The following is a 21,684-nucleotide window of genomic DNA, read 5'->3' on the forward strand; positions in this document are numbered from 1 at the left end:
CGGACCGGGTCGTCAGGAGGACTCGCGCACCACCAGGTCTGTCGGCAGGACCCTCTGCGGCGTTTCGGCGGAGGTCTCGGCGATCTGCTGGAGCAGCATGCGTGCCATGGTGCGGCCCATCTCCTCGATGGGCTGGCGAACGCTGGTGAGCGGAGGGTCCATCAGGCGGGCCACGGGCGAGTCGTCGACGCCGACCAGGGCCACGTCCTCGGGGACCCGGCGGCCCGCCTCGCGCAGGGCGGCGCGCGCGCCTGCCGCCATCACGTCCGAGGCGGCGAAAACGGCGTCCAAGTCCGGGCGGCGGGCGAGGAGCTCGCGCATGGCGCGCCGGCCGCCGTCCTCGGTGAAGTCCCCGGAGGCCACCAGCGCCTCGTCGGCGTCGAGTCCGGCCGCGGCGAGCCCCGCGCGGTAGCCGTCGAGACGGGCGCGGGCAGCGTACATGTCCAGCGGTCCGGTGACGGTGGCGATGACGCGCCGCCCCCGTCCGGCCAGGTGGTCGACGGCCGCCCGGCCCGCGCCGGCGTTGTCGGAGTCCACGTACGCGACCGGTTCGTCCTCCGTGCGGCGTCCGTTGAGCACGACCGGCAGGCCGAGTTCGCGCACGAGCTCCGGCAGCGGGTCGTCGGCGTGCACCGAGGCCAGCAGCACGCCGTCCACCCGCTGGGCGGCCACGTACTGCTCGAAGCGCCGCCGCTCCTGTTCGGAGCGGATCAGGGTGAGCAGCAACTGCTTGTCCGCCTCGGCCAGTTCGGCGCTCACGCCGCGGATGATGTCCAGGAAGTACGGCTCCGCAAACAACCGCGCCTCGGTCTCGGGGATCACCAGCGCGATCGCGTCGGTGCGGCTGCCGGCCAGCGCCCGCGCGGCTTGGTTGGGGACGTAGCCGAGCTCGGCGATGGCACGGTCGACGGCCGCCCTGGCCTGCTCGCTGACCCGCGGCGAGCCGTTGATGACCCGGGACACGGTGCCACGGCCGACCCCGGCCCGGGCCGCGACCTCTTCCAGGGTGGGCCTGCCGCTCTGCCGTCCGCTCAAGGCTCCCCAACTCCCCTCGTCGTACGTCGCGCTCCGCGCCGGTCAGCAAACGATAGAGGCCGAGGATGCATGGGAGCGCTCCCATGCTAAGGCATCCGCCCGTCGAAGCCTCCCCGTAACGAATCCGCGTTCACGTCTTGACACCCACAGTCGGCGGGCAGCAGCCTTCCGGCAACGGCGTGGGAGCGCTCCCATCAGTACCGCCCTTGGACGAGGAGAGTGGAATGCGCACTTCCAGCAGCAGAGTCGGACAGTTCCGCCCAACCGCCGCGGCCATCGCCGCCATCACCGCCGCAGCCGCCCTGCTCACCGGCTGCGGCGGCGGCAGCGACGACGACAAGGCCGGCAGCGACGGGAAGATCACGCTGCGGATCGGGACCTTCGGTTCCTTCGGGTACGACGACAAGACCGGCGCCAAGCTCTACGCCGAGTACGAGAAGCTGCACCCGAACATCAAGATCGTCGAGTCGAACGTCGCCGACGGGCAGAAGTACTGGGACACCCTGAAGCTGCGCCTCTCCCGCAACAGCGGCCTCGCCGACATCCAGGCCCTCGAGGTCGGCTACATCGCCGAGGCCACCGGGCCCGCCATGGCCGGCAAGTGGGTCGACCTGGGCGCCAACGGCGGCGCGGACCTGAGCGCCTACCTGGACTGGAAGGTCAAGCAGGCCACCAGCGCCGACGGCAAGGTCATCGGTCTCGGCACGGACATAGGCCCGATGGCGATCTGCTTCGACAAGGACCTCTTCGCCGAAGCCAAGCTGCCCACCGACCGGACCGAGGTGGCGAAGCTCTGGGCGGGCGACTGGGCCAAGTTCGTCGAGGCGGGCCGGACGTACAAGAGGAACGCCCCGGCCGGCACCGCCTTCCACGACTCCGCAAGCGGCCTGTTCAACGCGGTGCTCTCCAGCAACTCCGTCCAGTACGCCGACGCGAGCGGCCGGCTCGACTGGGAGAACAGCCCCGGCGTGAAGCAGGCCTGGGACACCGCCGTCGCGGCCGCGCAGGGCGGGCTCACCGCGAGGCTGCGCCAGTTCGACGAGAAGGGCACGTGGAACGCCGCGTTCAAGAACTCGAAGTTCGCGACCGTCGCCTGTCCCAGCTGGATGACCGGCATCATCAAGGACCAGGCCGGCCCGGGCAACCAGGGAAACTGGGACATCGCCGCGCCGCCCGTGGCCGGGAACTGGGGTGGCTCGTTCCTCGCGGTCCCCAAGTCAGGCAAGCACGCCAAGGAGGCGGCGGAGCTGGCCGCCTGGTTGACCGCCCCCGCGCAGCACGCGAAGGTGTTCGCGGTGAACGGCAACATCCCGTCGACCAAGGACACGCTCGCCTCCGCGGTCGTCCAGGACACCAAGATGCCGTACTTCGGCGACACCCCCGTCGGCAAGATCTACTCGGAGGCCGCGGCGGGCATCAAGCCGGCCCCGATCAGCCGCTGGGACGGTCAGGTGAAGACCTTCCTCACCGACAACGGCATCCTCGACATCGAGCAGCGCGGCACCGACCCGGCGAAGGCCTGGGAGAACGTCAGGAAGCTGGTCGACGACAAGATCGACCAGTAGCGGGGGCCGAGCGCCCGGTCCGCCGCCGCCCACCTCCTCGGGCCGGGGGGGCGACGGACCGGCGTGCCGTCCGCACCAGCGCACACCGGCGCAAGCTCCGACCTGGAAGGACGCCCCCCGTGGCCACCTCCGTCAAGGCGAGGGGCGACGACTCCCCGCCGCTCGCCTCCTCACCTCCCTCGTCCCCACCGCCCCTCTCCCCCACGACCTTCCGCAGCCGGCTCTACCGCTGGGACCTCAAGGCGACCCCGTACGCCTTCGTCGCCCCCTTCTTCCTCGCCTTCGCCGCCTTCGGGCTCTTCCCGCTGATCTACACCGGCTGGCTCTCCCTGCACCGCGTGGAACTCGGCGGCGCGGCCGAATGGAAGGGCCTGAAGAACTACAGCGACCTCGCCGGCAGCGAGTTCTTCTGGAACGCGCTCGCCAACACGTTCACCATCGGCGTCCTGTCGACCGTTCCGCAGCTGCTCATGGCACTGGGCCTGGCCCATCTGCTCAACTACCGCCTGCGCGCCCGCGGATTCTTCCGCGTGGCCGTCCTCGCCCCGTACGCAACCTCCATCGCGGCCGCGACCCTTGTCTTCGCGCAGCTGTTCAACACCGACTACGGAATGATCAACACCGCTCTGGAGTGGGCCGGCGTCGGGAAGGTCGACTGGGAGTCGTCGAAGTGGCCGGCGCAGATCGCGATCTCGACCATCGTCACCTGGCGCTGGACCGGCTACAACGCGCTCATCTACCTGGCCGCGATGCAGGCCGTGCCGCAGGATCTGTACGAGGCAGCGGCTCTCGACGGGGCCTCGCGATGGCGGCAGTTCGCCAGCGTCACCATCCCCTCCATCCGGCCCACGATCCTGTTCACGATCGTCGTCTCCACGATCGGCGCCACCCAGCTGTTCGGCGAGCCGATGCTGTACGGCGGGAGCGTGGGCGTCAGCGGCGGCAGCGGCAACCAGTTCCAGACGCTGAGCCTGTTGATGTACGAGAAGGGGTGGATCACCGGCGCGCTGGGCCAAGCATCGGCCGTCGCATGGGTCATGCTGCTGCTCCTGCTGCTGATCGGAGCGGTCCGGACCCTGGTCGCCCGCACGTACCGCAAGAAGCCGGGGGCCCGAGCATGACGAACACCATCGCAGCTGCGAAGCAGCGTCTCGGACGCCCCGCCGCAGGCCGTCAGCACCACGCCGGCCCGCTGACGTACCTGCTCCTGGGCCTCGCCGCACTGGTCTCGCTCTTCCCGCTGTACTGGAATCTCGTCGCCGCCTCGCACAGCGGCGAACGCGTGGTCGAGGCGCCGGCGCCGCTCCTGCCGGGCCCGCGGCTGCTCGACAACCTGTCCTTCGCCTGGAACCAGGTCGACATGGGGGAGGCGCTGGTCAACACGACGGTCGTCGCGGGGTTGGTCGCGCTGTCCACCGTGCTGTTCTCCACCCTCGCCGGATTCGCCTTCGCCAAGCTGCCGTTCAGGGGCCGCGGTGCGCTGCTCACGCTGGTGGTGGCGACCATGACGATTCCGCCGCAGCTCAGCGTCATCCCGCTCTATCGGATCATCACGGACCTGGGCTGGGCAGACCAGCTCCAGTCGGTGGTGCTGCCGTCCCTGGTCGCCGCGTTCGGCGTGTTCTTCATGCGTCAGTTCCTCATCGAGGCGCTGCCCGTGGAGCTGGTGGAGGCGGCCCGGATGGACGGGGCGCACAGCCTGCGGATCATCTGGCACGTGGTGTTCCCGGTGGCGCGGCCGGCGATGGCGGTCCTCGGGATGCTGGTGTTCGTGCAGGCCTGGAACGACTTCTTCTGGCCCTTCATCGCGCTGACCCCGGACGGGAACCCGACCCTCCAGGTCGCGCTCGCGGGCCTCGGCTCGGGCAACCACAGCGTCGACCAGGCCATCGTGCTGACCGGTGCGCTCATATCGACGCTTCCGCTGCTGCTGGTCTTCGCCGTGCTGGGCAAGCACATCGTCGGCGGCATCACGGCGGGCGCGGTCAAGAGCTGACCGGCCGCCCCTCTCCTTCGTACCGATGCGCCTTCTCCTTCTCCGTGTTGGGAGCAATCTTCTATGACCGCGTCCGAGACCCGGCCGCTCACCGCCGCCGCCCCTTCCCGCGCCCGTAAGTTCCCTTCCGGCTTCATGTGGGGCACCGCAACCGCCGCGTACCAGGTCGAGGGCGCTGCCTGCGTGGACGGTCGCACCCCGTCGATCTGGGACACGTTCGCGCACACCCCCGGCAAGGTCTTCGAGGGCCACACCGGGGACGTGGCCGTGGACCACTACCGCCGGTACCGCGAGGACGTCCGGCTCATGTCCGAACTCGGCCTCGACTCTTACCGGTTCTCGGTCTCCTGGTCCCGGGTCCAGCCGACCGGCCGGGGGCCGGCCGCCCAGAAGGGCCTGGACTTCTACCGGCGGCTGGTGGACGAGCTGCTGACCGCCGGCATCGAGCCGGCCCTCACCCTCTACCACTGGGACCTGCCGCAGGAGTTGGAGGACGCGGGCGGCTGGCCGGAGCGGGCGACCGCGGAGCGGTTCGCGGAGTACGCGGCACTGCTCGCGGGCGCGCTCGGCGACCGGGTCGAGCGCTGGACGACGCTCAACGAGCCCTGGTGCAGCGCCTTCCTGGGGTACGGCTCGGGCGTCCACGCGCCCGGGCGGACCGACCCGGTGGCCGCGCTGCGCGCCGCCCACCATCTCAACCTGGGCCACGGCCTGGCCGTCCAGGCCCTGCGGGCGGCGCTGCCGTCGGGCGGACGGCTCGCGGTCTCCCTCAACCTGCACGAGGTGCGCCCGCTGACCGCGTCGGACGCGGACCGCGAGGCGGCGCGGCGGATCGACGCGGTCGGCAACCGGATCTGGCTCGGCCCGATGCTGGAGGGCGGGTACCCGGAGGACCTGTTCGCCGACACGGCACGGCTGACGGACTGGTCGTTCGTACAGGACGGGGACGAGGCGGCGATCGGGCAGCGGCTGGACTGGCTGGGCGTCAACTACTACACGCCGACGGTCGTTTCGGAGGTCGCGGCGGGCGAGGCGAAGCCGCAGGAGGACGGGCACGGCGACAGCGCCTACTCGCCCTGGCCGGGCGCGGACGACGTGGCCTTCCACCGCGCGCCCGGCGAACGGACGGCGATGGGCTGGCCCGTCGACCCGAGCGGCCTGTACGACCTGCTGACCCGCGTGTCCGCGCGGTACCCGGACCTGCCGCTCGTGGTGAGCGAGAACGGGGCGGCGTACGAGGACGTCGTCGGCCCGGACGGCTCGGTCGAGGATCCCGAGCGGATCGCCTACGTCCACGCCCATCTGAAGGCCGTGCACCGGGCGATCGCCGACGGCGCGGACGTACGCGGCTACTTCCTGTGGTCGCTCCTCGACAACTTCGAGTGGGCGTACGGGTACGCGAAGCGGTTCGGGGCGGTCCACGTCGACTACGAGACGCTGGAGCGGACGCCGAAGGCGAGCGCGCGGTGGTACGCGGGGGTGGCGCGGACGGGTGAACTGCCGTCGGCCGGAAGGGAGAAGCCCGCCCGGCGACCTCGGGAAATCCGGTGAAGTGATCTTTGAGATAGCCCCTGTTGCAGACACTGTGAAGGATGTGAAGATGCGCGCATGACGCAGATCATCAAGGGGGGCAACCTTCCGCTGAGCGGCGAGCCCATGCGGGTCGCCGTCGTACGCCGGTCCGGTGGGCCGGGGTCGCCGGAAGTGGATGCCGCGGCATTGCTCGTCGACGCGAGCGGCAAGGTCAGGGGCCAGGGCGACCTGGTGTTCTACAACCAGCCCGAGCACGCCGGCAGCGGCGTACGGCTGCTGGGCAACGCGCAGGGCGAGGGCGGAGTGTCCGCGGACTGGCTCGAGATCGATCCCGGCCGGATCGAGCCGTCCGTGGAGCGGATCGTGATCTCGGCGTCCTGCGACGGCGGGACGTTCGGGCAGATCAGGGACCTGTACATGCAGGCGGTGAGCGCGTCCGCCGGGGAGCAGCTGGCGCTGTACGCGATCGAGGACGCCACGACGGAGACCGCGATCCTGCTGGGCGAGTTCTACCGCAGGGACGGGGGGTGGAAGTTCCGCGCGGTGGGGCAGGGGTACGCGTCGGGACTCCCCGGCCTGGCGGCCGACTTCGGCTTCACCGTGCCGGACGAGGAACTCGGGGACGAGGCCGCCGACGAACCCGATCCGGAGCCGCTGCCCCGAACGCTTCCGCCGGCGCCTCCGCTGCCGGCGGATGCGCAGCCGCCGGTGGCGGAGCCGGCGCCCGAGCCGGTCCCGCAGGCCGAGGCAGTTCCACAGCCCCAGGCGGCTCCGCAGCCCATGCCGGTGGCGGAGCCGGTCCCGGCGGTGGATTCCGACCCTGTCGCGAAGGCCGACGGCCCCGTCCTTGCGCCGGCCGCGCCGTTCGGCGGCCCGGCGTTCCCCCGCAACGCGCTGCCCGTCGACTTCGGGCCGGAGTTCCCGTACTTCGAGCAGAGCGGCGAAGGCAACGAGGTCATTCACGTCGAGGTCGACATCCCGGCCGGATTCGTGGTCGTCGACGTGGCCGTGAAGGGCGACGGTTACACGGAGATCATCACCCTGAACCATCGCAACCGCGACGACACGTCCATCTTCTACAGCTACATCGACGACGTGCGCGGCCGGTGCATCACGGATCATCACGGCCTCGCTCCGCTGCGGATGCGGATCAGGACGGAGAACAAGTGGACCGTCTCCGTACGCCCGGTGTCCACGCTGCAGGAGCTGAACGACAAGATCGAGGGACGTGGACCGGACGTCCTGGCGCACACCGGAGACACCATGGACATCGGCATCCGGCACCGGGGCGACGAGCACGGGGACGGGGTCTTCGAGGTCAAGGCCCTGCGGCAGAACGGCAAACGCGATGACGTGTTCTACAAGTACGACCGAGGACGCGGCAGCGCTCCGCTGACCGAGGGACCGCGGTTGTTGCTGATCAGGGCTAGCGGGGCCTGGACGATCACGCCGCGCCCGGTCGGCAGCGGGGGCTTCTGGAACCGGCGCCGCTGACGATCAGGCGCCGCCCTCCACCGGCTCCCAGACCGCGCAGTCGTGGGCGAAGAACACCCGGCGCGGGGCGAATTCGGCGACCCGGTCCACCCAGAGCCGGTAGCCGGGCAGGGGCTCGGCGACGCCGTCCCGTGCGGCGCGGCGGGCGAGGTGGTCCGCGCCGAACTCGGAGGCGAAGTCGTGCGCCTGCCCGGCGAGGACCACCGTGCCGTCCGGCTGCCGGACGATCAGGGACTGATGACCGGCCGTGTGGCCCGGGGTGGGGACGATCCACACTCCCGGCCACACCTCGGCCTCGCCGTCGAGCTCTTCGTAGGTGGCACCGGGGAAGTCCACCAGCTCGTCCGCGGTGTACCCGCCGCTGCGGGCGGTCGCCAGTTCCACGCCCTGGACGAGGACGGGTGTCCCCGGCAGCAGCGGGTTGCCGCCGCAGTGGTCGAAGTGCAAGTGGCTGTTGACCACGAGGGAGACGTCCGCCAGGTCGACTCCGGCGGCGGAGAGCGCGTCCCTCAGGTCGCGCCGCCGGGGACGGTAGTGCGCCTCGGTCTCCGGACCGGCGTGGCCGATGCCGGTGTCGAACAGAAGCGTCCTCCGGCCGTGCCGCACCAGGTACGCGAGGACGGGTTCGACCCGCGGCTCCGGTCCGCCGGTCTCCGACGCGGGCCGGACGAAGTACCCGAGGTCGAGTCGGCGGATCTGCGTGCGCTCTCCCATGCGGCCATGCTGGCAGACGGCCCGCGGGCGTACGGCGGACTCTGCCGAGGGCAGAGCGTCACCCGTGGGGGCGGCTGACGGTGGCGAGGGCCTGGGGCAGGGTGAACGCCTCGGCGTACAGGGCCCTGCCGATGAGGGCGCCCTCGACGCCATGCGGGGCGAGGGTCGTGATTTCTCGCAGGTCCTGGAGGCTGGTGACGCCGCCTGCTGCCAGCACGGCCGCGGGTGTGTGCGTACAGACGTGTTTGAAGAGGTCGAGGTGGGGTCCGGACAGGGCGCTTTCCCTGCTCACGTCGGCCACGACGTAGCGGGCGCAACCAGCGCGGTCCAGGACGCTCAGGACGTCGCCGAGATCGCCGGAGTCGGCACCGGGTCGCAGGCCGGCGACGCGCGGGCCGTGGTCGGTGAAGCGCACGGGCAGGCTGACGCCGAGCCGTTCGCCATGCCGGGCGATGGCCGTGGCACACCAGTGAAGGTCGGCCAGAGAGCCGCGTCCGAGGTTCAGCCGGGTGCAGCCGGTGCCCAGCGCGCGGGCGAGGGAGGCGTCGTCGGTGACTCCGGCGCGGCACATCAGTTGGACGTCGATGTCGACGGCGTCGATGACGCGTCCGGCTGTGTCGGCGTCGAAGCCTCCGTTCTCTTCGGTCATCACGAGGTGGAGCCAGGTGGCGCCCTGTTCCTGGAAGGCGAGTGCGGTCTCGACCGGATCGGTGCGCACCGGTTCCGGTACATGGCCGTCCTGAACCAGGTGGACCACTCTGCCCCCAGCGACGTGGACCGAGGGAAAGACCGTGAAGTCCCCCCGATTTCCGCGCCCTACGGTCTCCGGCATGTCGGCCTCTCCCCAAGCTTCGTGGGCAACTCCGCTCGCAGGAACCCTAGGTGTCCGAGCGGAGGCCCGCATACGGTCGAGGCTCTCGTCACGGCGAATGGCCGGAAGCTGCCCACTTGACTCGGGACACGGGGCTGTCACCATGCCGTGCCACGAGGTGCTACTGACCCACTTCGGTTCCCGTCGCCTGCCTGCATCGTGAACCGACTGCGCCGCTACGGCAGGAGGAACAGGAGGGAGGGATCCGCGCCAAGTCCGGCACCCTCCTGTTCCGCACCGCGCCGGTCAGGGTCGCGTACAGATCACGCGGGAGAACAGGGTCAGGGGCTGGTTCCCCTTGTTCGTGGCGCGCACGGTCCACCCTGTGGGGGTGGGGTACGACTCGTTGAGTTGCACGGCGGGGTTGCCGAGCCCGCCGCCCCCGGCTGGCACCTCACCGGCAGCCGGGCATTCGACGTGAGCGGTTCCCGTGGCCCCCTGGGCCAGTAGCGTGCCGTCACTGGACTGCGCGCTGTGAGGCGTGTCGGTGCACACCACCTGGGCGGAGAGCGTCTGCTCGGTCGGGGAGTGGTTGAAGGCCTGTACAACCCATTCGCCGCCGACGCTGACGTCGGACGACTGGCTCACGTACTGCCGGTCCTGGCCCGAGGCCCCGCCGATGTTTCCGCCGCCGGTGGCCTGCGTGCCGGCGGGGCAGACGGCGCGGGCGAGCCCCGACTGCCCTGCCGGCACACGCTCGATGGGAATGCTCGATCGGCGCGTGTGTCGCTGCGGGGTGCAGATCGCCACGGCCGTGACCGTCTGCGGGGTGTCGGACTCGTTGTAGACGTCGGCCGCCCAGCCTGCCAGGGACCAGGAGGCGGTGATGAAAACTCCGTTGCCGGTGGTCTGGACGCCGCCTCCGGAGCTCTGCTCGGGCGACTGGCAGGGGACGTTGACGTTGGCCCCCGAATGGGCAGCCACCGTCTTCGAGCGTCCGAACGTGATCGTGTGGGGCGCCAGCGCCCGCGCGCGGGGCGGGATCGGTGTCGGCCGCAGCAGGTCCGGCGCAGAGTGCGGCGGCGCAGAGGGTGCCGACGGCGCCGAGCGCGGCCAGGCGGAGGGGTGGCATGGTTACTCCAAGTGATTGACGGGGCGGGGAACGCCCAAGTGAGCATGCCCGACACGCACCTGACGAACACATAGAGTCACCGATTCAGGCGACGGGCCCGGTTGGTCCGGAGTCGCCCTGCGACAGGGAGCCGATCGCTGGAAGTGGTGGAACACTCCAAGACCGGCTCATGATCATTGTTCCTGGCAGGGCGACTGTCCGCGTGTGTGCTGCCGCAGACTTGCAGGGCGCGGGGGCCGTCCGGCCGCCGCGTCCCTGTCCCGGCCGACCCAAGGACTGCCATCGTGAACGAGCGCGTTCTCACTCCCCGCAATCGGGGATTTCTGTTTCTCGACTCCCACCCGGCAGGGTGCCGGCAGTTGGTGGCCGACATGTGGCAGGCATGCCCCGCCCCCGTCGGCGTGCCGGAGGGCGACGGGCCGGTGGCGCTCGTGATCGGTTCCTCCGCCGGGTACGGTCTCGCGGCCACGCTCGCCGGACTCAAGCGCGCCGGTATCCGCGGTATCGGCCTGTCCTTCGAGAAGGCCCCCACCGCGCGGCGTACCGCAACGGCCGGTTGGTACCGCACCGCCGCCACCGCCGACATCGCCCGCGCTGCCGGGCGGGACCTGGTCTTCCTCAACGGCGACGCGTTCTCCGACGCGATGAAGGACCAGGTCGCCGACCTCATCGAGCAGCGTTTCGGCGGCCGACTGGACTACCTGATCTACTCGGTGGCCGCGCCCCGGCGTACCGACCCCGACACCGGCGCCGCGTACGCCTCCGTCCTCAAGCCGATCGGTCGGGCGAACCGCACCAAGACCCTTGTCTTCGACGACGAGGGTGTTCCCGAGGTCCGCGAGGTCGAGACCGGGCCGGCCGAGGGCGACGACGTGGAGCAGACCGTGGCCGTGATGGGCGGCGCGGACTGGGAACGCTGGATCGACCACCTCGCCGGGCGGGGACTGCTCGCCGACGGGTTCGCCACCGCCGCGCTGTCGTACATCGGTTCTTCGCTGACGGCGGCGATCTACCGGCAGGGCACCATCGGCGCGGCCAAGGCCCATCTGGAGGCCACCGCCCGCACGTTGAACGAGCGGCTCGACAAGATGGTGGGCGGGCGGGCCGTGACCTCCGTCAACGGCGCCGCCGTCACCCAGTCCTCCACCGCGATCCCCGGCATCGCCCTGTACACCGGCCTGCTGCGCGGCGTCCTCGGAGACGGCCTCGTCCCGCCGATCCGCCAGCTCGCCGCGCTGTGGGACCAGCTCACCGGCGCGGCCCCGCTCGCCCTGGACGACGAGGGCCGTATCCGCCTGGACACCTGGGAACTCACCGACGACGTCCAGGCGGCCGTTGCCGAACGCTGGGAGACCGCCGGCACGGCGACCATCGCCGACCTGGCCGACCTCGACTGGTTCCGTGCGGAGGTACGGCGCCTCTACGGATTCTCCGTGCCCGGCATCGACTACACCGCCCCGGTCGTCACCGACGTCGCCTGGCCCCACCACACGCCCTGACTCCGCCCGGAGCAACGCCGGAGGGGCCAGTAGCCGTGGCTAACTGTCACCGATCACAGAGGATGAGCCGGAGCGAAGGGTGCAGGGATGAGCGTGTTCGTCTTGATTCCCGGGGCCGGGGGCGCGGCCTGGTACTGGCATCGTGTGGTGCCCGAGCTGCAGGCGAGGGGGCACGAGGCGGTCGCCGTCGATCTGCCCGGCGCCGACGAGTCCGCGGGGCTGCCCGAGTACACCGACGCGGTGGTCGCCGCGATCGGCGACCATGACGACGTCGTAGTGGTCGCCCAATCGATGGGCGGCTTCACCGCCCCCATGGCCTGTACTCGCACGCAGGCAGGTCTACTCGTGCTGGTCAACGCGATGATCCCGCTACCGGGCGAGACACCCGGACAATGGTGGGACGACACAGGATCGGAGGCGGCCCGCGTCGCGGCAGCCGAAGCAGGCGGGTACACCACGGAGTTCGACCTGGCCACCTACTTCCTGCACGACGTGCCGGCCGAGGTCGCCGCTGCCGGCGCGGCGCACGAGCGGCCTGAGGCCGACATCGCGTTCAGCCAGCCCTGCGGCATCGAACGATGGCCAGACGTGCCCACACGCGTGCTTGCCGCAGCCGAGGACCGGTTCTTCCCCCTGGAGTTCCAGCGCAGAGTGGCCCGCGAGCGCCTAGGGATCACCGCCGACGAGGTCTCCGGCGGCCACTTGGTCGCGCTGTCTCACCCGGTCGACCTGGTCGACCGGCTCCTCGCGTATCTGCCCTGAACGGGACGGCCCGCGCCGCGCCGCCCACAAGGCCCACTCCGGGTCGTCTCGGAGCGTCTGGCGGGCGGTCCTCAGCCGACGGGGTCCGGTCGGCCCATGGACCGGGCCCGGTCGCGGAGCCAGGCGCCCGTCGCCACCAGGATCGCGACGCCCACCCCGTACAGGGGTAGCCACAGGGTCGTCGTGGCCGCCAGGCACTCGGCAACGGCCTTGTCTGCCAGGTCCTCCTGTGCGAACGCCAGGGCGGGGCCGTCGCTGCCGGCCAGGTTCCCCAGCGCGGCCTCCGCCTGGAGGGCCTGGTACCTGCCCAGCAGCTCGCAGTCGTCGCGCGTGGCCGGCATCGGAAACAGCCAGGCCTGGCGCTGCAGCAGGGGGGCGAGTGCGATTGCCACGCACAGGCCGACGACCAGCGCGTACGCGACCAGGCCGCGCATGTACGCCGAGCGGATGTCCGGCGTCCATTCCGCCCGCCGCTGGAAGGCGAGCATCACCGCCAGGAGTGTCACCCCGATGAACGTGGCGAACCACTGCCACGAGCCCTGGGCGAGCGCGAACGTCAGCACCGCGGCGAGCCCGATGCCGATGACCCCGGGAGCGGGAATGCTGTCGCCTGCCGCCGCGGATGTCGGCCTCGGGGTCACTCGGGGGCTGGGATCACTCACGGACCTCTCCTGCATGGGGAGCCATCAGCTTCCCTCGCGGGTCTTCAAGGCTATGTGCGCCATGCCGTACGGGCCCGGCCTCCCGCCCGGATGGCCCGCTCCGCCCGGTGCCTGACGCGCCGAGGGCGGCCGGGCTGTCAACCCTGACCATCGTCAACGTCCGGTGTTGCCGTTCGGCTCGGGTTCCTGGCTGTTCCCGCTTCTACGTTCGGGCCTCATGGAACGAGAACTGCGAGAGAGAATCCCGGCCGGCCGGCTGCTCGGTGCACTGGGCGTCCTGGGCGCCGGAGCAGGAGTTGTCATGTGGCTGTCTCCCGGTGGGCTGGGCGAGGCTGGTGCGGTCGAGGTCACGGGTGGAGCTTCGGCTTCCGCGTACCGTTCGCTGACCGGCGCGGTGGCGGATGCGCCGTCGTGGCTGGGCCCCCTGCTGGAAGTGGCCACCGAGGGCGCACTGTTGATCCTGGGGATGGCGCTGGCCTGGTCGTGGTGGACAGCGATCCGCCGCAAGGACGCACGAGGGGTCGCCGGATCCGTTCTGACCGGTCTGGGCACCGTCGTGGCCTATGCGGTGAGCGAAGCGGTGAAGCTGGTCGTGGACGAGGAGCGGCCCTGCCGTGCCATACGCACAGGGGCCGATCTCGTCGCGGAATGTCCCGGAGCCGGGGACTGGTCGTTCCCGAGCAATCACGCCACCCTGGCCGCCGGGTTGGCGGTCGGTCTCGCCGTGCTACGGCCCCGTCTGGCCACGATCACGCTGCCGCTCGCCGGGGCCGCCGCGCTCCTGCGCGTGCTGGTGGGGGTCCATTACCCCCACGATGTACTCGCCGGCGCGACGCTCGGCGGCACTGTGGTGGCGGCCGTGCTACTGGCGTTCATGCCAGTTGCTCAGCGGGCGGCGTCACGGCTGGGGAGGCTGCGGCAGCACGATCCCGGCCTCGTGGGCCACGACCGCGGCAGCGGCCCGGTTGTCCACGCCCAGCCGCGCCAGGATGGAACTCACGTGGGCTTTGACCGTTCCCTCCACGACGTGCAGCCGCCGGGCGATCTGCCCGTTGGACAGGCCGCTCCCGAGAAAGGCCAATACCTCCCGTTCCCGTGCCGTGAGGGCGGCGACCCGGTCGCGGGCGGCGGAGCGCCGACCGGCCAGGCTGCCGGCGCCCGTCGCGGCGAGGTGCGCGATGACCCGGGCCGCGACTTTCGGTGACAGGTAGGCGGCGCCTTCGGCCAGCGCACGGACTCCGGTGATCAGTTCCTCGGGCTCGCCCGACTTGATCAGGAACCCTGCCGCACCACCGCCGAGTGCCTGAAGGATGTAGTCGTCCTCGCCGAACGTCGTCAGCATGATGACGCTCGTACTCGGCACTGCGCTGCGGATCTCCGCCGCCGCGTCGATGCCGTTGATGCCCGGCATGCGGATGTCGAGTACGGCCACCGCGGGGCGGTGGCGCCGGACCAGTTCCACGGCGTCGTGCCCGTCGACGGCTTCGGCGACGACTTCGATGTCCGGATCCGTGGCAAGAACGGCGCGCACCCCCGCGCGGATCATCGGCTCGTCGTCGGCGATCAGCACGCGGATCATCGGCTGCTCACGGGGTCAGCGTGTCGAGGGACACCAATGCGTCGTTCCGGAAGCAGAGCCGGTAGGCGTCGCCGGACCGGTCGTCGAACCGGTCGGCCGTCATCGCGTAGTACTCGCACGTTGTTCCGTCTCCTGTCGGCTCGGCAGTCAGCGGTCGGTAGTTCGTCTGCCGGTCCGGCAGGAAGCGCTCCACCTCGGAACGATCTTGCCCCAGCCGCAGGCGGGCATAGTCGCCCGGGTCCAAGACCGACCGCGCCGCCGAGCGCATCTCCCAGACCATGAGTGCTCCGCTCAGCAGGGCTCCCGTCACCAGCGGGACCATCACCGCGGCGACCAAGGCCCGGCCGACGCGGCGACGAGCGCGGCGATGTTCCTGCGGCAATAGGCGGCCGGTCCGAGAGGCTGCGGGCGCGGTCGGCGGTGGCGGGGATGAGGGTGTGTGCGGGATGCGCGCGACGACTGCGTAGCCTCCGTCGCGCGGGCCGTGGTCGAACGAACCGCCGGCCAACCGTATGCGCTCTTCGAGACCGATGAGGCCACGTCCCCCGCTCGGGGGCCCGGGGCGGGGCTGCACGTCGGCCGCGGACGAGGGCGGGCCGTTCCCCACCACGACTGTTGTCTCCGCTGCCGTATGCGTCACGTGGACGGTCGCTGACGCGCCAGGTGCGTGCTTGGCGACGTTGGTCAGCGCTTCCTGCACGACCCGGTGAGCCGCCCGTTCGACCACCGGCGGAAGGCCGTCCGCCGTGCCGTCGACGCGCAGCTCCGTCGCCAGCCCGGCCGCGGAAGCCTCGGAGGTCAGACCCGTGAGGCTGGAGCCGATGGGGGCCGTCCGCATGTCCCCGGTCTCCTCACGCAGGACACCGATCACCTCGCCGAGACGCTCCACCGCGGCCGCGGCTCTGGCCCTGATGTCGCCTGCGGCCCGTCGATGGTGTTCCTCGAGGCCTGGCGCGAGTTTGAGTGCGCCGGCCGACAAGGCGATCAGGCTGAGGTCATGGCCCAGTACGTCGTGCATGTCCTGGGCGATACGCGTCCGCTCGCGCAGCCGGGCTTGATCGGCGATCAACTGCTTCTCGCGTTGCAGTTGTTCGGCATGCTCCCACCCCGCCCGGACAAGCTGCCGATACTGGCACCAGAACCGGCCCGCGAACCAGGGCAGCATCGTGGCGAGAGCCACCACCGTGACGAACCGGCCGGCCAGGGGGAGCCAAGCAGGGACGAAGGACAACGCCACCACGCCGGCCGCGAGAACAGCGACCACGGCGAGCGCTGTCGGAAGCGTCCTGCCAGGCCGCCGTCCTGCCAGGAACGCGGCGACGGCAGTGGGGCCGGCCCACCAAAGGTTGACCACGCTCAGACCGGCGGCCACTGCGGCAGCCGCTGTCAGAGCCGTCCGCGGGTCGAGCGCCCGCCGCGAAATGGCGGTCCACGTCGGAGTGTTGCCGTTGGTCATCGTGCTGTTCACGGAGGCGACGGTACGGACATCGGGAGCCTTCCGACACTGCCGAAAGTCCAATCTGCGCGGCGACCGGCGAGCACTGCGTGCCGCACGCCCCCTGTTCGTACGCGCGGCCGCGCGGACTCAGTCGTCCCGCGTCCACAGCGTGAGGTCGCTGCTCGTCGCGACGGCGAGGGTGCGTCCCGACGGGGAGAAGCCGGTGGCGCGCAGCTCCGAGTAGTCGGCGTGAAAGACGTGCCACCATCGTTCGCCGTACGGACCGGAGTGGCGCTGTCCGCCGTCGGTGGACAGGATCACCCGATGGTGCGGCCAGTCGGGGCTGATCGCCTCGACGATCCATCCGTCGGCGGCGCTCGTGTGCAGTCCCCCGCCGTACAAGCCTGCGATGTGGACCCGGGTGCCGGCGAGGGGCCCGAGCCCGGGGCAGGTGAGGTCGGGTGAGTCGTCCGGGAGGCTGTCCTCGTCGTCGGGGTCGTGGTCGCGTGCGATCTTCTCCCCGCTGACGGCGTCGAAGAGGCCGTGGCCGCTGGTCGAGACGACCATCACCAGGTCATGGCCGGTGTCGGGATCCGTCCCGAAGCCGATGCCGAGGAGTCCGCCGACGGGCTCCCACGTCGTCGGGAAGACCGGCCGCCAGGGCGCGGGCGCCGGGAGGACCGGGGTGTCGAGCATCCGGTCGCGCAGGGCTTCCTGGTACGGGGTCAGTCCGGGGGTGTTGCGATGCGTCACCCGGTCATCGTCCCTCACCCGGTCGAGGTCGGTTCCGGCGGCCTCTGGTCCAGGCAGCAGGCGACGAACTCCTGGACGACCGGGTCGGTGTCTGCGGCGGGCGGCCACGCGATGCCGACACGGGTCGGGGCGACCCCGGTGACGGGCCGGTAGGCGATGCCGGGGCGCGGGTAGAAGCGGGCGGCCGACTCGGGGGCGAGGGCGATGCCGTAGCCGTTGGCGATCGCGGTCAGCCAGTCGTCGGGGTTCTCGGTGACGGCGCCGATGCGGACGGGATGGCCCTCGCGGGCGTCGACGGCGAGCCAGTAGTCGCGCCAGGGGCCGGTCTCGGGCGGGGCGGCGACGAAGGGTTCGTCCCACAGCTCCCGGAACGGGATCTCCTCGCGGCCGGCCAGGCGGTGATCGGCGGGGAGCACGATCCAGCGGGCTTCGGTGAGCAACACCTCGGTGCGCAGCGCGTCCTGGCCGGGAAAGGGGAGCCGGAGCAGCGCGGCGTCGACGTCTCCGGCCGCCAGCCCGGCGGTCGGGTCCGACCAGGGGGCCTGGCGCATGTCGACGCGCCAGTCGGGCCGGCGGTCGCGGAACGCGGCGGTGATGCGCGGGGTGAGTTCGTTGGCCGCGCTGGCGAGGAACCCGACCCGCAGCACACGCGCGGCGCGGGAGGCCGCGCTCCGCGTCTCCCGCCGCACGCGGTCCCAGTCGGCGAGCAGCCCGGGCACACCGGCGGCGAGGGCGCGGCCCGGTTCGGTGAGGGCCATGCCGGACCGGGAGCGGGTGAACAGCCGGACGTCGAGGAGTGCTTCGAGCTGTCGGATCTGCTTGGTCAGCGCCGGCTGCGAGACGAACAGCCGCTCCGCGGCACGGGTGAGGTTGCCTTCCTCGGCGACGGCGGCGAAGTAGCGGAGCAGCCGGGTGTCCACATCCATGCCGTCAGGTTATGGATGCAGGTATTGGACCTGCAACGGCGCGCGCGAAGAAGGTGGAAGCCGAGGCGGACGGCTTTGGTTCCGGTCCGCTCGTTCTGCGCCCTGGAGGCTTCCGTGCTCGCCCTGTACGCCGTCGTCACCGTCCTGACCGCCGCCGCTCTCGCATACGGCGCGTATCTGGACTTCGTCGGGCACGCGTCGATCGTCGCGATCGCGGACCGGTTGCGGGTGCCCCGGTCGTGGATGGCACCGCTGGGCGCGTGCCTCGCGGCCGGATCGCTGGGCCTGCTGGCCGGGTTCGCGGTGCCGGTGCTCGGGACGGCGGCCGGGGTGGGGCTGGTGCTGTACTTCCTCGCGGCGATCGGCGCGCATCTACGGGTGGGCGATCGCCGGTTGGGCGGGGCGCTCGGCTTTCTCGCGCTGTCCGTCGCCGTGCTGGTCCTCGGCGTGGTCGTGCACGGGGTGCGGTGACGAGTCGAGCCGTACGAGGCCCGACCCCTCCTCCTCCCCCATGGGAGGCGAGGAAGGGCCGGGCCTCTTCGGTACCCGTCAGGGGGTGACCGGGATGTCGGTCAGGCCGGTTCGGGCCCGGGTGACGGTGTTGGTGGAGTGGACGAGGGTCGCCGACGCGGTGGCCGGCGGGGCGGTCGCGGACGCCGTAGCCGGCGGGGCGGTCGCGGACGCCACCCCCGCCATCGACGTCAGGGACAGGATCGTGAGCAGTGCTGTGCCGTTGCTTCGCATCGTCACCCCTACGGGACCCAGTGGTTCCCGGTCACCGTGATCATCGTCTGAAGCTGGATGCTCGCCCCGAAGTAGCTGTCGGTCTGGATCGGGGTGGCCAGCATCTTGTTCCACAGGGCGTCGAGCCATGCCTGGCTGTTCGTGTCCGTCATCGCCGCGACGGCGAAGGGCGCGACGTAGGCGGCGTCGCTGCCGGAGGAGATCTGCGTGCCGTTGAGCGCGTAGCCGATGGCGATCTTGTTGGGGTCGCCGCCGGTCTTGCCCTTGATCCAGGAGTTCAACTTCCGTGCCGCCGCGAGGGACTTGGCGTCGCCGCTGGTCACCGCGTCGTCGCCGATCCGCCACGGGGTGCGGCAGGCGTTCCAGTAGTACTTGCCGTCGTTCGGGCTCTCCAGGACCTGGCCCGGGGCCGGCTTGGGCGTGCTGTTCGTGTTGACGACGAAGTCCGGCAGGAGGCCGGTGCTCGGGGCGTACGTCGACTGGAGGTTGGCGATCTGGTTCTGGTGCGCGGTGCGGACGGTGTCCCAGGCGGTGTCGCCGGTGGCCTTACGGAAGGCGCGGAAGTGGTCGACCATCCAGTCGGAGGTCCGGGTGATGTAGTAGTACTGATCGCCCGAGCTGCTCCAGTCGCCCAGCTTCAGCAGGTGGGTGGAGGGGTTCAGCTCGTCCTTCTTGATGGCGTTGATGTGCTTGATCGCCAGGTCCTTGTAGTTGTACGTGCCGCTGCTGCCCCACTGCCGGTCGGCGAGCAGCAGCCCGTACGCCACGTCCATGTCGCCGTCGGTCGCGCCGTCGCCGCCGTTGACGCTGCGACAGGAGGTGTCCTGTTCGGCGGCGAGCAGGTTCGGGTTGACCGAGGAGGGGTGGTCGATCTTCCACTTGACCAGGCCGTCGAAGATCTTCTTGGCGTCGGGGTCGGCGCCGGCCATGGTCGCGGTGATGACCATGCCGTAGCCCTGCGCCTCGGCGACGTACGGGTGGTCGGCGTCCGGGGAGATGACCTGGTACCAGCCGTTGCCGCAGTTCTGCCGGACGAAGGCGGACTTCCAGTTGTTGTAGTAGGAGACGACCTTCTGGTCGAGCGAGCCCTGGGAGCCGGTCGGCCGGAGCATCCCGGCGGCGTACGGCTGGGTGTGGCTGCCGAACGGAACGGCCGGGCCGCCGCCTCCGCCGGTGCCGGTGGGGCTGCCGTAGACCTCGAACTCCCAGAGGGAGTAGCCGTAGGGGGTTCCGCGGGTGGTGCCGTGCATGCGGACGTACCGGCCGGTGCCGGAGAGGGTGAGGTCGTCGATCGCGCCGTCGCCGCTGGTGGTGGAGTAGACGTCGGTCCAGGTGGAGCCGTCGGTGGAGGTCTGGATCTTGTACGCCTTGCCGTACGCCGCCTCCCAGTTGAGCTTCACGCGGGAGACGGTGTGGTTCGATCCGAGGTCGATGCGGACCCACTGTGGGTCGACGCCCTCCGCGCTCGCCCACCGCGTGGACGTGTTCGCATCGACGGCGAGGGCGGCGCCGAAGCCGCTGCCCTCCACCGACGACGCGGTGGCGGGCTTGCCCGCCGACACCAGGCTGTCCGCCGCGGTGGCCTGGGAGGGCAGGGCGGTCAGCGGCAGCGACAGCAGACCCGACAACGCGAGCAGACCTATGCCTTTGTGTCGCATCACAACTCCTTCATGGGGGTCGGAAGAGTGGGCGAGAGAGCGGGGTGAGTGGTGGTTAGGAAAACTTCCTAACCATTGCTCGGGGAGAGTAGAGACGGACGCGCACGGTGCGCAAGGGTCCGTACATGAACGCGCGTTGGAGTGGGAAGCCGTCACTCCGCCCGCAGAAACCGGCTGACGGCTGCGGACTCGTCGGTCAGGGCGGTGCGTACCGCCGTGGGAAGCGGCGCGAAGGGCTCCACATGCACGTCGGCCGTCGCGCCCGTGACATGCCGGGTCCAGGTGGCCACGGCGAGACCGTCGACGGTGACGGTCGGGCGCAGGACGCCGCCGCCCGGCCAGACCGTGTGCTGGTGGGCGGCGGACACGGAGAGCTCGCGAGTCCGGTAGCCGGTGAGGTAGTTGTCGTACGCGGGCAGCAGACGCACGTCGGGAGCGCCGGCATCGGCCTCGGTATCGGTATCGGCATCCGCATCGTCGCGACGGCGGGCCGGCACGGTCAGTCCGGCGTACTCGGCGCTCGCCCCCGACTCCGCGAGGGATCGCCATGCCGTACGGGCCAGGCCGAGCGGCAGCCCCGACCATACGGCGAAGTCCGCGACGTCGGCGGGGGCGTACGCCGCCAGGTATCGGCGGGCGAGTTCGACGGCGGCGCTCTCCGGCTCCTGCCCCATGCCCTCGCCCTCGCCTGGTTTCGGCAGCCAGTCGTCGAGCAGGACGAACGTCGCCTCGCCGTCCCGCTCGGGTCCATGGACGAGAATCCCGCGGAGCGCGGCGTGCCGGATCAGGTGGAACGCCGCCTGTCCGACGGGCTCGACGCCCAGTCGGACCAGATGCTCCGTCAGTTCGGTGCGGGCGAGGGGTCCGTGGGTGGCGACGGCGTGCCGGAGGGTGTCGTCCGCGCGCTCGCGGAGCGCTTCGTCGAGGCCGAGTTCGCGGTAGCGCCGGCCGCCCGCGTTCAGGAGGCGCGGGGCCAGCAGCCGGAGCAGCCAGCGGACGTCGGGGGCGGGGACGGTATGCAGGGTGCCACGCATGAACCAGCCGCGGACGATGCTCCGGTCGTCCTCGTACGCGGCTCGGATCGCCTCGGCGTCGACGTCGCGGCCGCGCGCCCGGATGCCGAGCCGGGCGGCGACGGCGTCCTGGGCCTGGACGGCGAAGACCCGCCGCACGACCGACGCGGGGTCGTCCTCCCGCACCCAGCCGCCGATGGCCTGGGCCCTAGCCCGCATCTCCCGGACGCGCAGATGGTGATCGCGCACGTGTACTGTCCTCCCCCTCGATGTCGGCCCCGCGCCGGGCTCAGTCCTGGGCGCGGGCCGTGACGGGCGCGCTGGTGGCGTCCCCGAGGAATTCGTACCAGCGGCGCTGGAGGCACAGGTA

General features: G+C 71.2%; 20 protein-coding genes and 1 pseudogene. 9 read left to right on the plus strand and 12 right to left on the minus strand.

From position 1 onward, the window contains the following. Window positions 1-12: 12 nt before the first annotated feature. Window positions 13-1,035 carry a LacI family DNA-binding transcriptional regulator gene (locus VIU94_RS04190; protein WP_331907652.1) on the minus strand — a complete coding sequence of 341 codons (1,023 nt, stop codon included), beginning with the start codon at window positions 1,033-1,035 and terminating at the stop codon, window positions 13-15. A 224-nt stretch (window positions 1,036-1,259) separates the two neighbouring features. Here VIU94_RS04190 and VIU94_RS04195 point away from each other — a divergent pair, with 224 nt between their 5' ends. From VIU94_RS04195 to VIU94_RS04215, 5 genes are all read left to right on the plus strand, one after another. Then, on the plus strand, window positions 1,260-2,600 hold the full coding sequence (locus tag VIU94_RS04195) for an ABC transporter substrate-binding protein (RefSeq protein ID WP_331907654.1): 1,341 nt from the start codon (window positions 1,260-1,262) through the stop codon (window positions 2,598-2,600). 119 nt (window positions 2,601-2,719) lie between these two features. Next, window positions 2,720-3,721, plus strand: coding sequence for a carbohydrate ABC transporter permease (locus tag VIU94_RS04200; protein ID WP_331907656.1), 1,002 nt, complete (start codon window positions 2,720-2,722; stop codon window positions 3,719-3,721). Continuing rightward, window positions 3,718-4,596, plus strand: coding sequence for a carbohydrate ABC transporter permease (locus VIU94_RS04205; RefSeq protein WP_331907658.1), 879 nt, complete (start codon window positions 3,718-3,720; stop codon window positions 4,594-4,596). Before VIU94_RS04200 ends, VIU94_RS04205 begins: the two co-directional genes overlap by 4 nt. A 63-nt stretch (window positions 4,597-4,659) precedes the next feature. After that, window positions 4,660-6,147, plus strand: a complete 1,488-nt coding sequence (locus VIU94_RS04210; protein ID WP_331907660.1) for a GH1 family beta-glucosidase — start codon at window positions 4,660-4,662, stop codon at window positions 6,145-6,147. Window positions 6,148-6,204: 57 nt separating this feature from the next. Then, complete coding sequence (locus tag VIU94_RS04215; protein ID WP_331907662.1) at window positions 6,205-7,623, plus strand: TerD family protein; 1,419 nt, start codon at window positions 6,205-6,207, stop codon at window positions 7,621-7,623. 3 nt (window positions 7,624-7,626) lie between these two features. Here VIU94_RS04215 and VIU94_RS04220 read toward each other — a convergent pair whose 3' ends face one another. The 3 genes from VIU94_RS04220 to VIU94_RS04230 all read right to left on the minus strand — a co-directional run bounded on the left by VIU94_RS04220 (window position 7,627) and on the right by VIU94_RS04230 (window position 10,132). Then, entirely contained in the window at window positions 7,627-8,337 is a 711-nt protein-coding gene (locus VIU94_RS04220; protein WP_331907664.1) for an N-acyl homoserine lactonase family protein, read from the minus strand. 58 nt (window positions 8,338-8,395) lie between these two features. Next, a complete protein-coding gene (locus VIU94_RS04225; protein ID WP_331907666.1) occupies window positions 8,396-9,313 on the minus strand; it encodes a HisA/HisF-related TIM barrel protein in 918 nt (305 codons plus the stop codon). A gap of 141 nt (window positions 9,314-9,454) precedes the next feature. Then, entirely contained in the window at window positions 9,455-10,132 is a 678-nt protein-coding gene (locus VIU94_RS04230; RefSeq protein WP_331907668.1) for a hypothetical protein, read from the minus strand. A 432-nt stretch (window positions 10,133-10,564) separates the two neighbouring features. On the opposite strand from VIU94_RS04230, the gene fabV reads away from it, so the two are divergent. Then, window positions 10,565-11,779: an enoyl-[acyl-carrier-protein] reductase FabV gene (gene fabV / locus VIU94_RS04235; RefSeq protein ID WP_331907670.1), complete on the plus strand. Its 1,215-nt coding sequence runs from the start codon at window positions 10,565-10,567 to the stop codon at window positions 11,777-11,779. Window positions 11,780-11,866: 87 nt separating this feature from the next. Further along, window positions 11,867-12,541: an alpha/beta fold hydrolase gene (locus VIU94_RS04240; protein ID WP_331907672.1), complete on the plus strand. Its 675-nt coding sequence runs from the start codon at window positions 11,867-11,869 to the stop codon at window positions 12,539-12,541. Between the two features lie 71 nt (window positions 12,542-12,612). On the opposite strand, the gene VIU94_RS04245 is transcribed toward VIU94_RS04240, so the two are convergent. Continuing rightward, entirely contained in the window at window positions 12,613-13,203 is a 591-nt protein-coding gene (locus tag VIU94_RS04245) for a hypothetical protein (protein WP_331907674.1), read from the minus strand. Window positions 13,204-13,669: 466 nt separating this feature from the next. On the opposite strand from VIU94_RS04245, the pseudogene VIU94_RS04250 reads away from it, so the two are divergent. Next, window positions 13,670-14,014, plus strand: a pseudogene (locus tag VIU94_RS04250) (phosphatase PAP2 family protein); the annotation flags it as partial. Between the two features lie 87 nt (window positions 14,015-14,101). Here the strand turns inward: VIU94_RS04250 and VIU94_RS04255 are convergent. From VIU94_RS04255 to VIU94_RS04270, 4 genes are all read right to left on the minus strand, one after another. Beyond that, window positions 14,102-14,782, minus strand: a complete 681-nt coding sequence (locus VIU94_RS04255; RefSeq protein WP_331907676.1) for a response regulator — start codon at window positions 14,780-14,782, stop codon at window positions 14,102-14,104. Between the two features lie 7 nt (window positions 14,783-14,789). Next, window positions 14,790-16,238 (minus strand): sensor histidine kinase, encoded by a 1,449-nt coding sequence (locus VIU94_RS04260; protein WP_414720884.1) that lies wholly within the window; start codon window positions 16,236-16,238, stop codon window positions 14,790-14,792. A gap of 129 nt (window positions 16,239-16,367) precedes the next feature. Then, window positions 16,368-16,916, minus strand: coding sequence for a hypothetical protein (locus VIU94_RS04265; RefSeq protein WP_331907694.1), 549 nt, complete (start codon window positions 16,914-16,916; stop codon window positions 16,368-16,370). A 71-nt stretch (window positions 16,917-16,987) separates the two neighbouring features. Continuing rightward, complete coding sequence (locus tag VIU94_RS04270; protein WP_331907680.1) at window positions 16,988-17,899, minus strand: LysR family transcriptional regulator; 912 nt, start codon at window positions 17,897-17,899, stop codon at window positions 16,988-16,990. A gap of 114 nt (window positions 17,900-18,013) precedes the next feature. Between VIU94_RS04270 and VIU94_RS04275 the strand changes: the two genes are divergently transcribed. Beyond that, entirely contained in the window at window positions 18,014-18,370 is a 357-nt protein-coding gene (locus tag VIU94_RS04275; RefSeq protein WP_331907682.1) for a DoxX family protein, read from the plus strand. Between the two features lie 78 nt (window positions 18,371-18,448). Here the strand turns inward: VIU94_RS04275 and VIU94_RS04280 are convergent, their stop codons facing one another. From VIU94_RS04280 to VIU94_RS04290, 3 genes are all read right to left on the minus strand, one after another. Next, window positions 18,449-18,643, minus strand: coding sequence for a hypothetical protein (locus VIU94_RS04280; RefSeq protein WP_331907684.1), 195 nt, complete (start codon window positions 18,641-18,643; stop codon window positions 18,449-18,451). Window positions 18,644-18,651: 8 nt separating this feature from the next. Continuing rightward, the gene (locus VIU94_RS04285) at window positions 18,652-20,301 is read right to left on the minus strand and encodes a glycosyl hydrolase family 8 (RefSeq protein WP_331907686.1); all 1,650 of its coding nucleotides are present in this window, start codon (window positions 20,299-20,301) and stop codon (window positions 18,652-18,654) included. Window positions 20,302-20,453: 152 nt separating this feature from the next. Continuing rightward, a complete protein-coding gene (locus VIU94_RS04290) occupies window positions 20,454-21,563 on the minus strand; it encodes a winged helix DNA-binding domain-containing protein (protein WP_331907688.1) in 1,110 nt (369 codons plus the stop codon). Window positions 21,564-21,684: the final 121 nt, after the last annotated feature.

Source organism: Streptomyces sp. (genome assembly GCF_036566765.1).
Taxonomy (GTDB): domain Bacteria; phylum Actinomycetota; class Actinomycetes; order Streptomycetales; family Streptomycetaceae; genus Streptomyces.

Bases quoted from the DNA above. Each gene is read 5' to 3' on its own strand.
- VIU94_RS04195 (WP_331907654.1), top strand. From the start codon at position 1,260: ATGCGCACTTCCAGCAGCAGAGTCGGACAGTTCCGCCCAACCGCCGCG.
- VIU94_RS04205 (WP_331907658.1), top strand. From the start codon at position 3,718: ATGACGAACACCATCGCAGCTGCGAAGCAGCGTCTCGGACGCCCCGCC.
- VIU94_RS04210 (WP_331907660.1), top strand. From the start codon at position 4,660: ATGACCGCGTCCGAGACCCGGCCGCTCACCGCCGCCGCCCCTTCCCGC.
- VIU94_RS04215 (WP_331907662.1), top strand. From the start codon at position 6,205: ATGACGCAGATCATCAAGGGGGGCAACCTTCCGCTGAGCGGCGAGCCC.
- VIU94_RS04220 (WP_331907664.1), bottom strand. From the start codon at position 8,337: ATGGGAGAGCGCACGCAGATCCGCCGACTCGACCTCGGGTACTTCGTC.
- VIU94_RS04225 (WP_331907666.1), bottom strand. From the start codon at position 9,313: ATGGTGACAGCCCCGTGTCCCGAGTCAAGTGGGCAGCTTCCGGCCATT.
- VIU94_RS04240 (WP_331907672.1), top strand. From the start codon at position 11,867: ATGAGCGTGTTCGTCTTGATTCCCGGGGCCGGGGGCGCGGCCTGGTAC.
- VIU94_RS04255 (WP_331907676.1), bottom strand. From the start codon at position 14,782: ATGATCCGCGTGCTGATCGCCGACGACGAGCCGATGATCCGCGCGGGG.
- VIU94_RS04260 (WP_414720884.1), bottom strand. From the start codon at position 16,238: ATGACCAACGGCAACACTCCGACGTGGACCGCCATTTCGCGGCGGGCG.
- VIU94_RS04265 (WP_331907694.1), bottom strand. From the start codon at position 16,916: ATGCTCGACACCCCGGTCCTCCCGGCGCCCGCGCCCTGGCGGCCGGTC.
- VIU94_RS04270 (WP_331907680.1), bottom strand. From the start codon at position 17,899: ATGGATGTGGACACCCGGCTGCTCCGCTACTTCGCCGCCGTCGCCGAG.
- VIU94_RS04280 (WP_331907684.1), bottom strand. From the start codon at position 18,643: ATGCGAAGCAACGGCACAGCACTGCTCACGATCCTGTCCCTGACGTCG.
- VIU94_RS04285 (WP_331907686.1), bottom strand. From the start codon at position 20,301: ATGCGACACAAAGGCATAGGTCTGCTCGCGTTGTCGGGTCTGCTGTCG.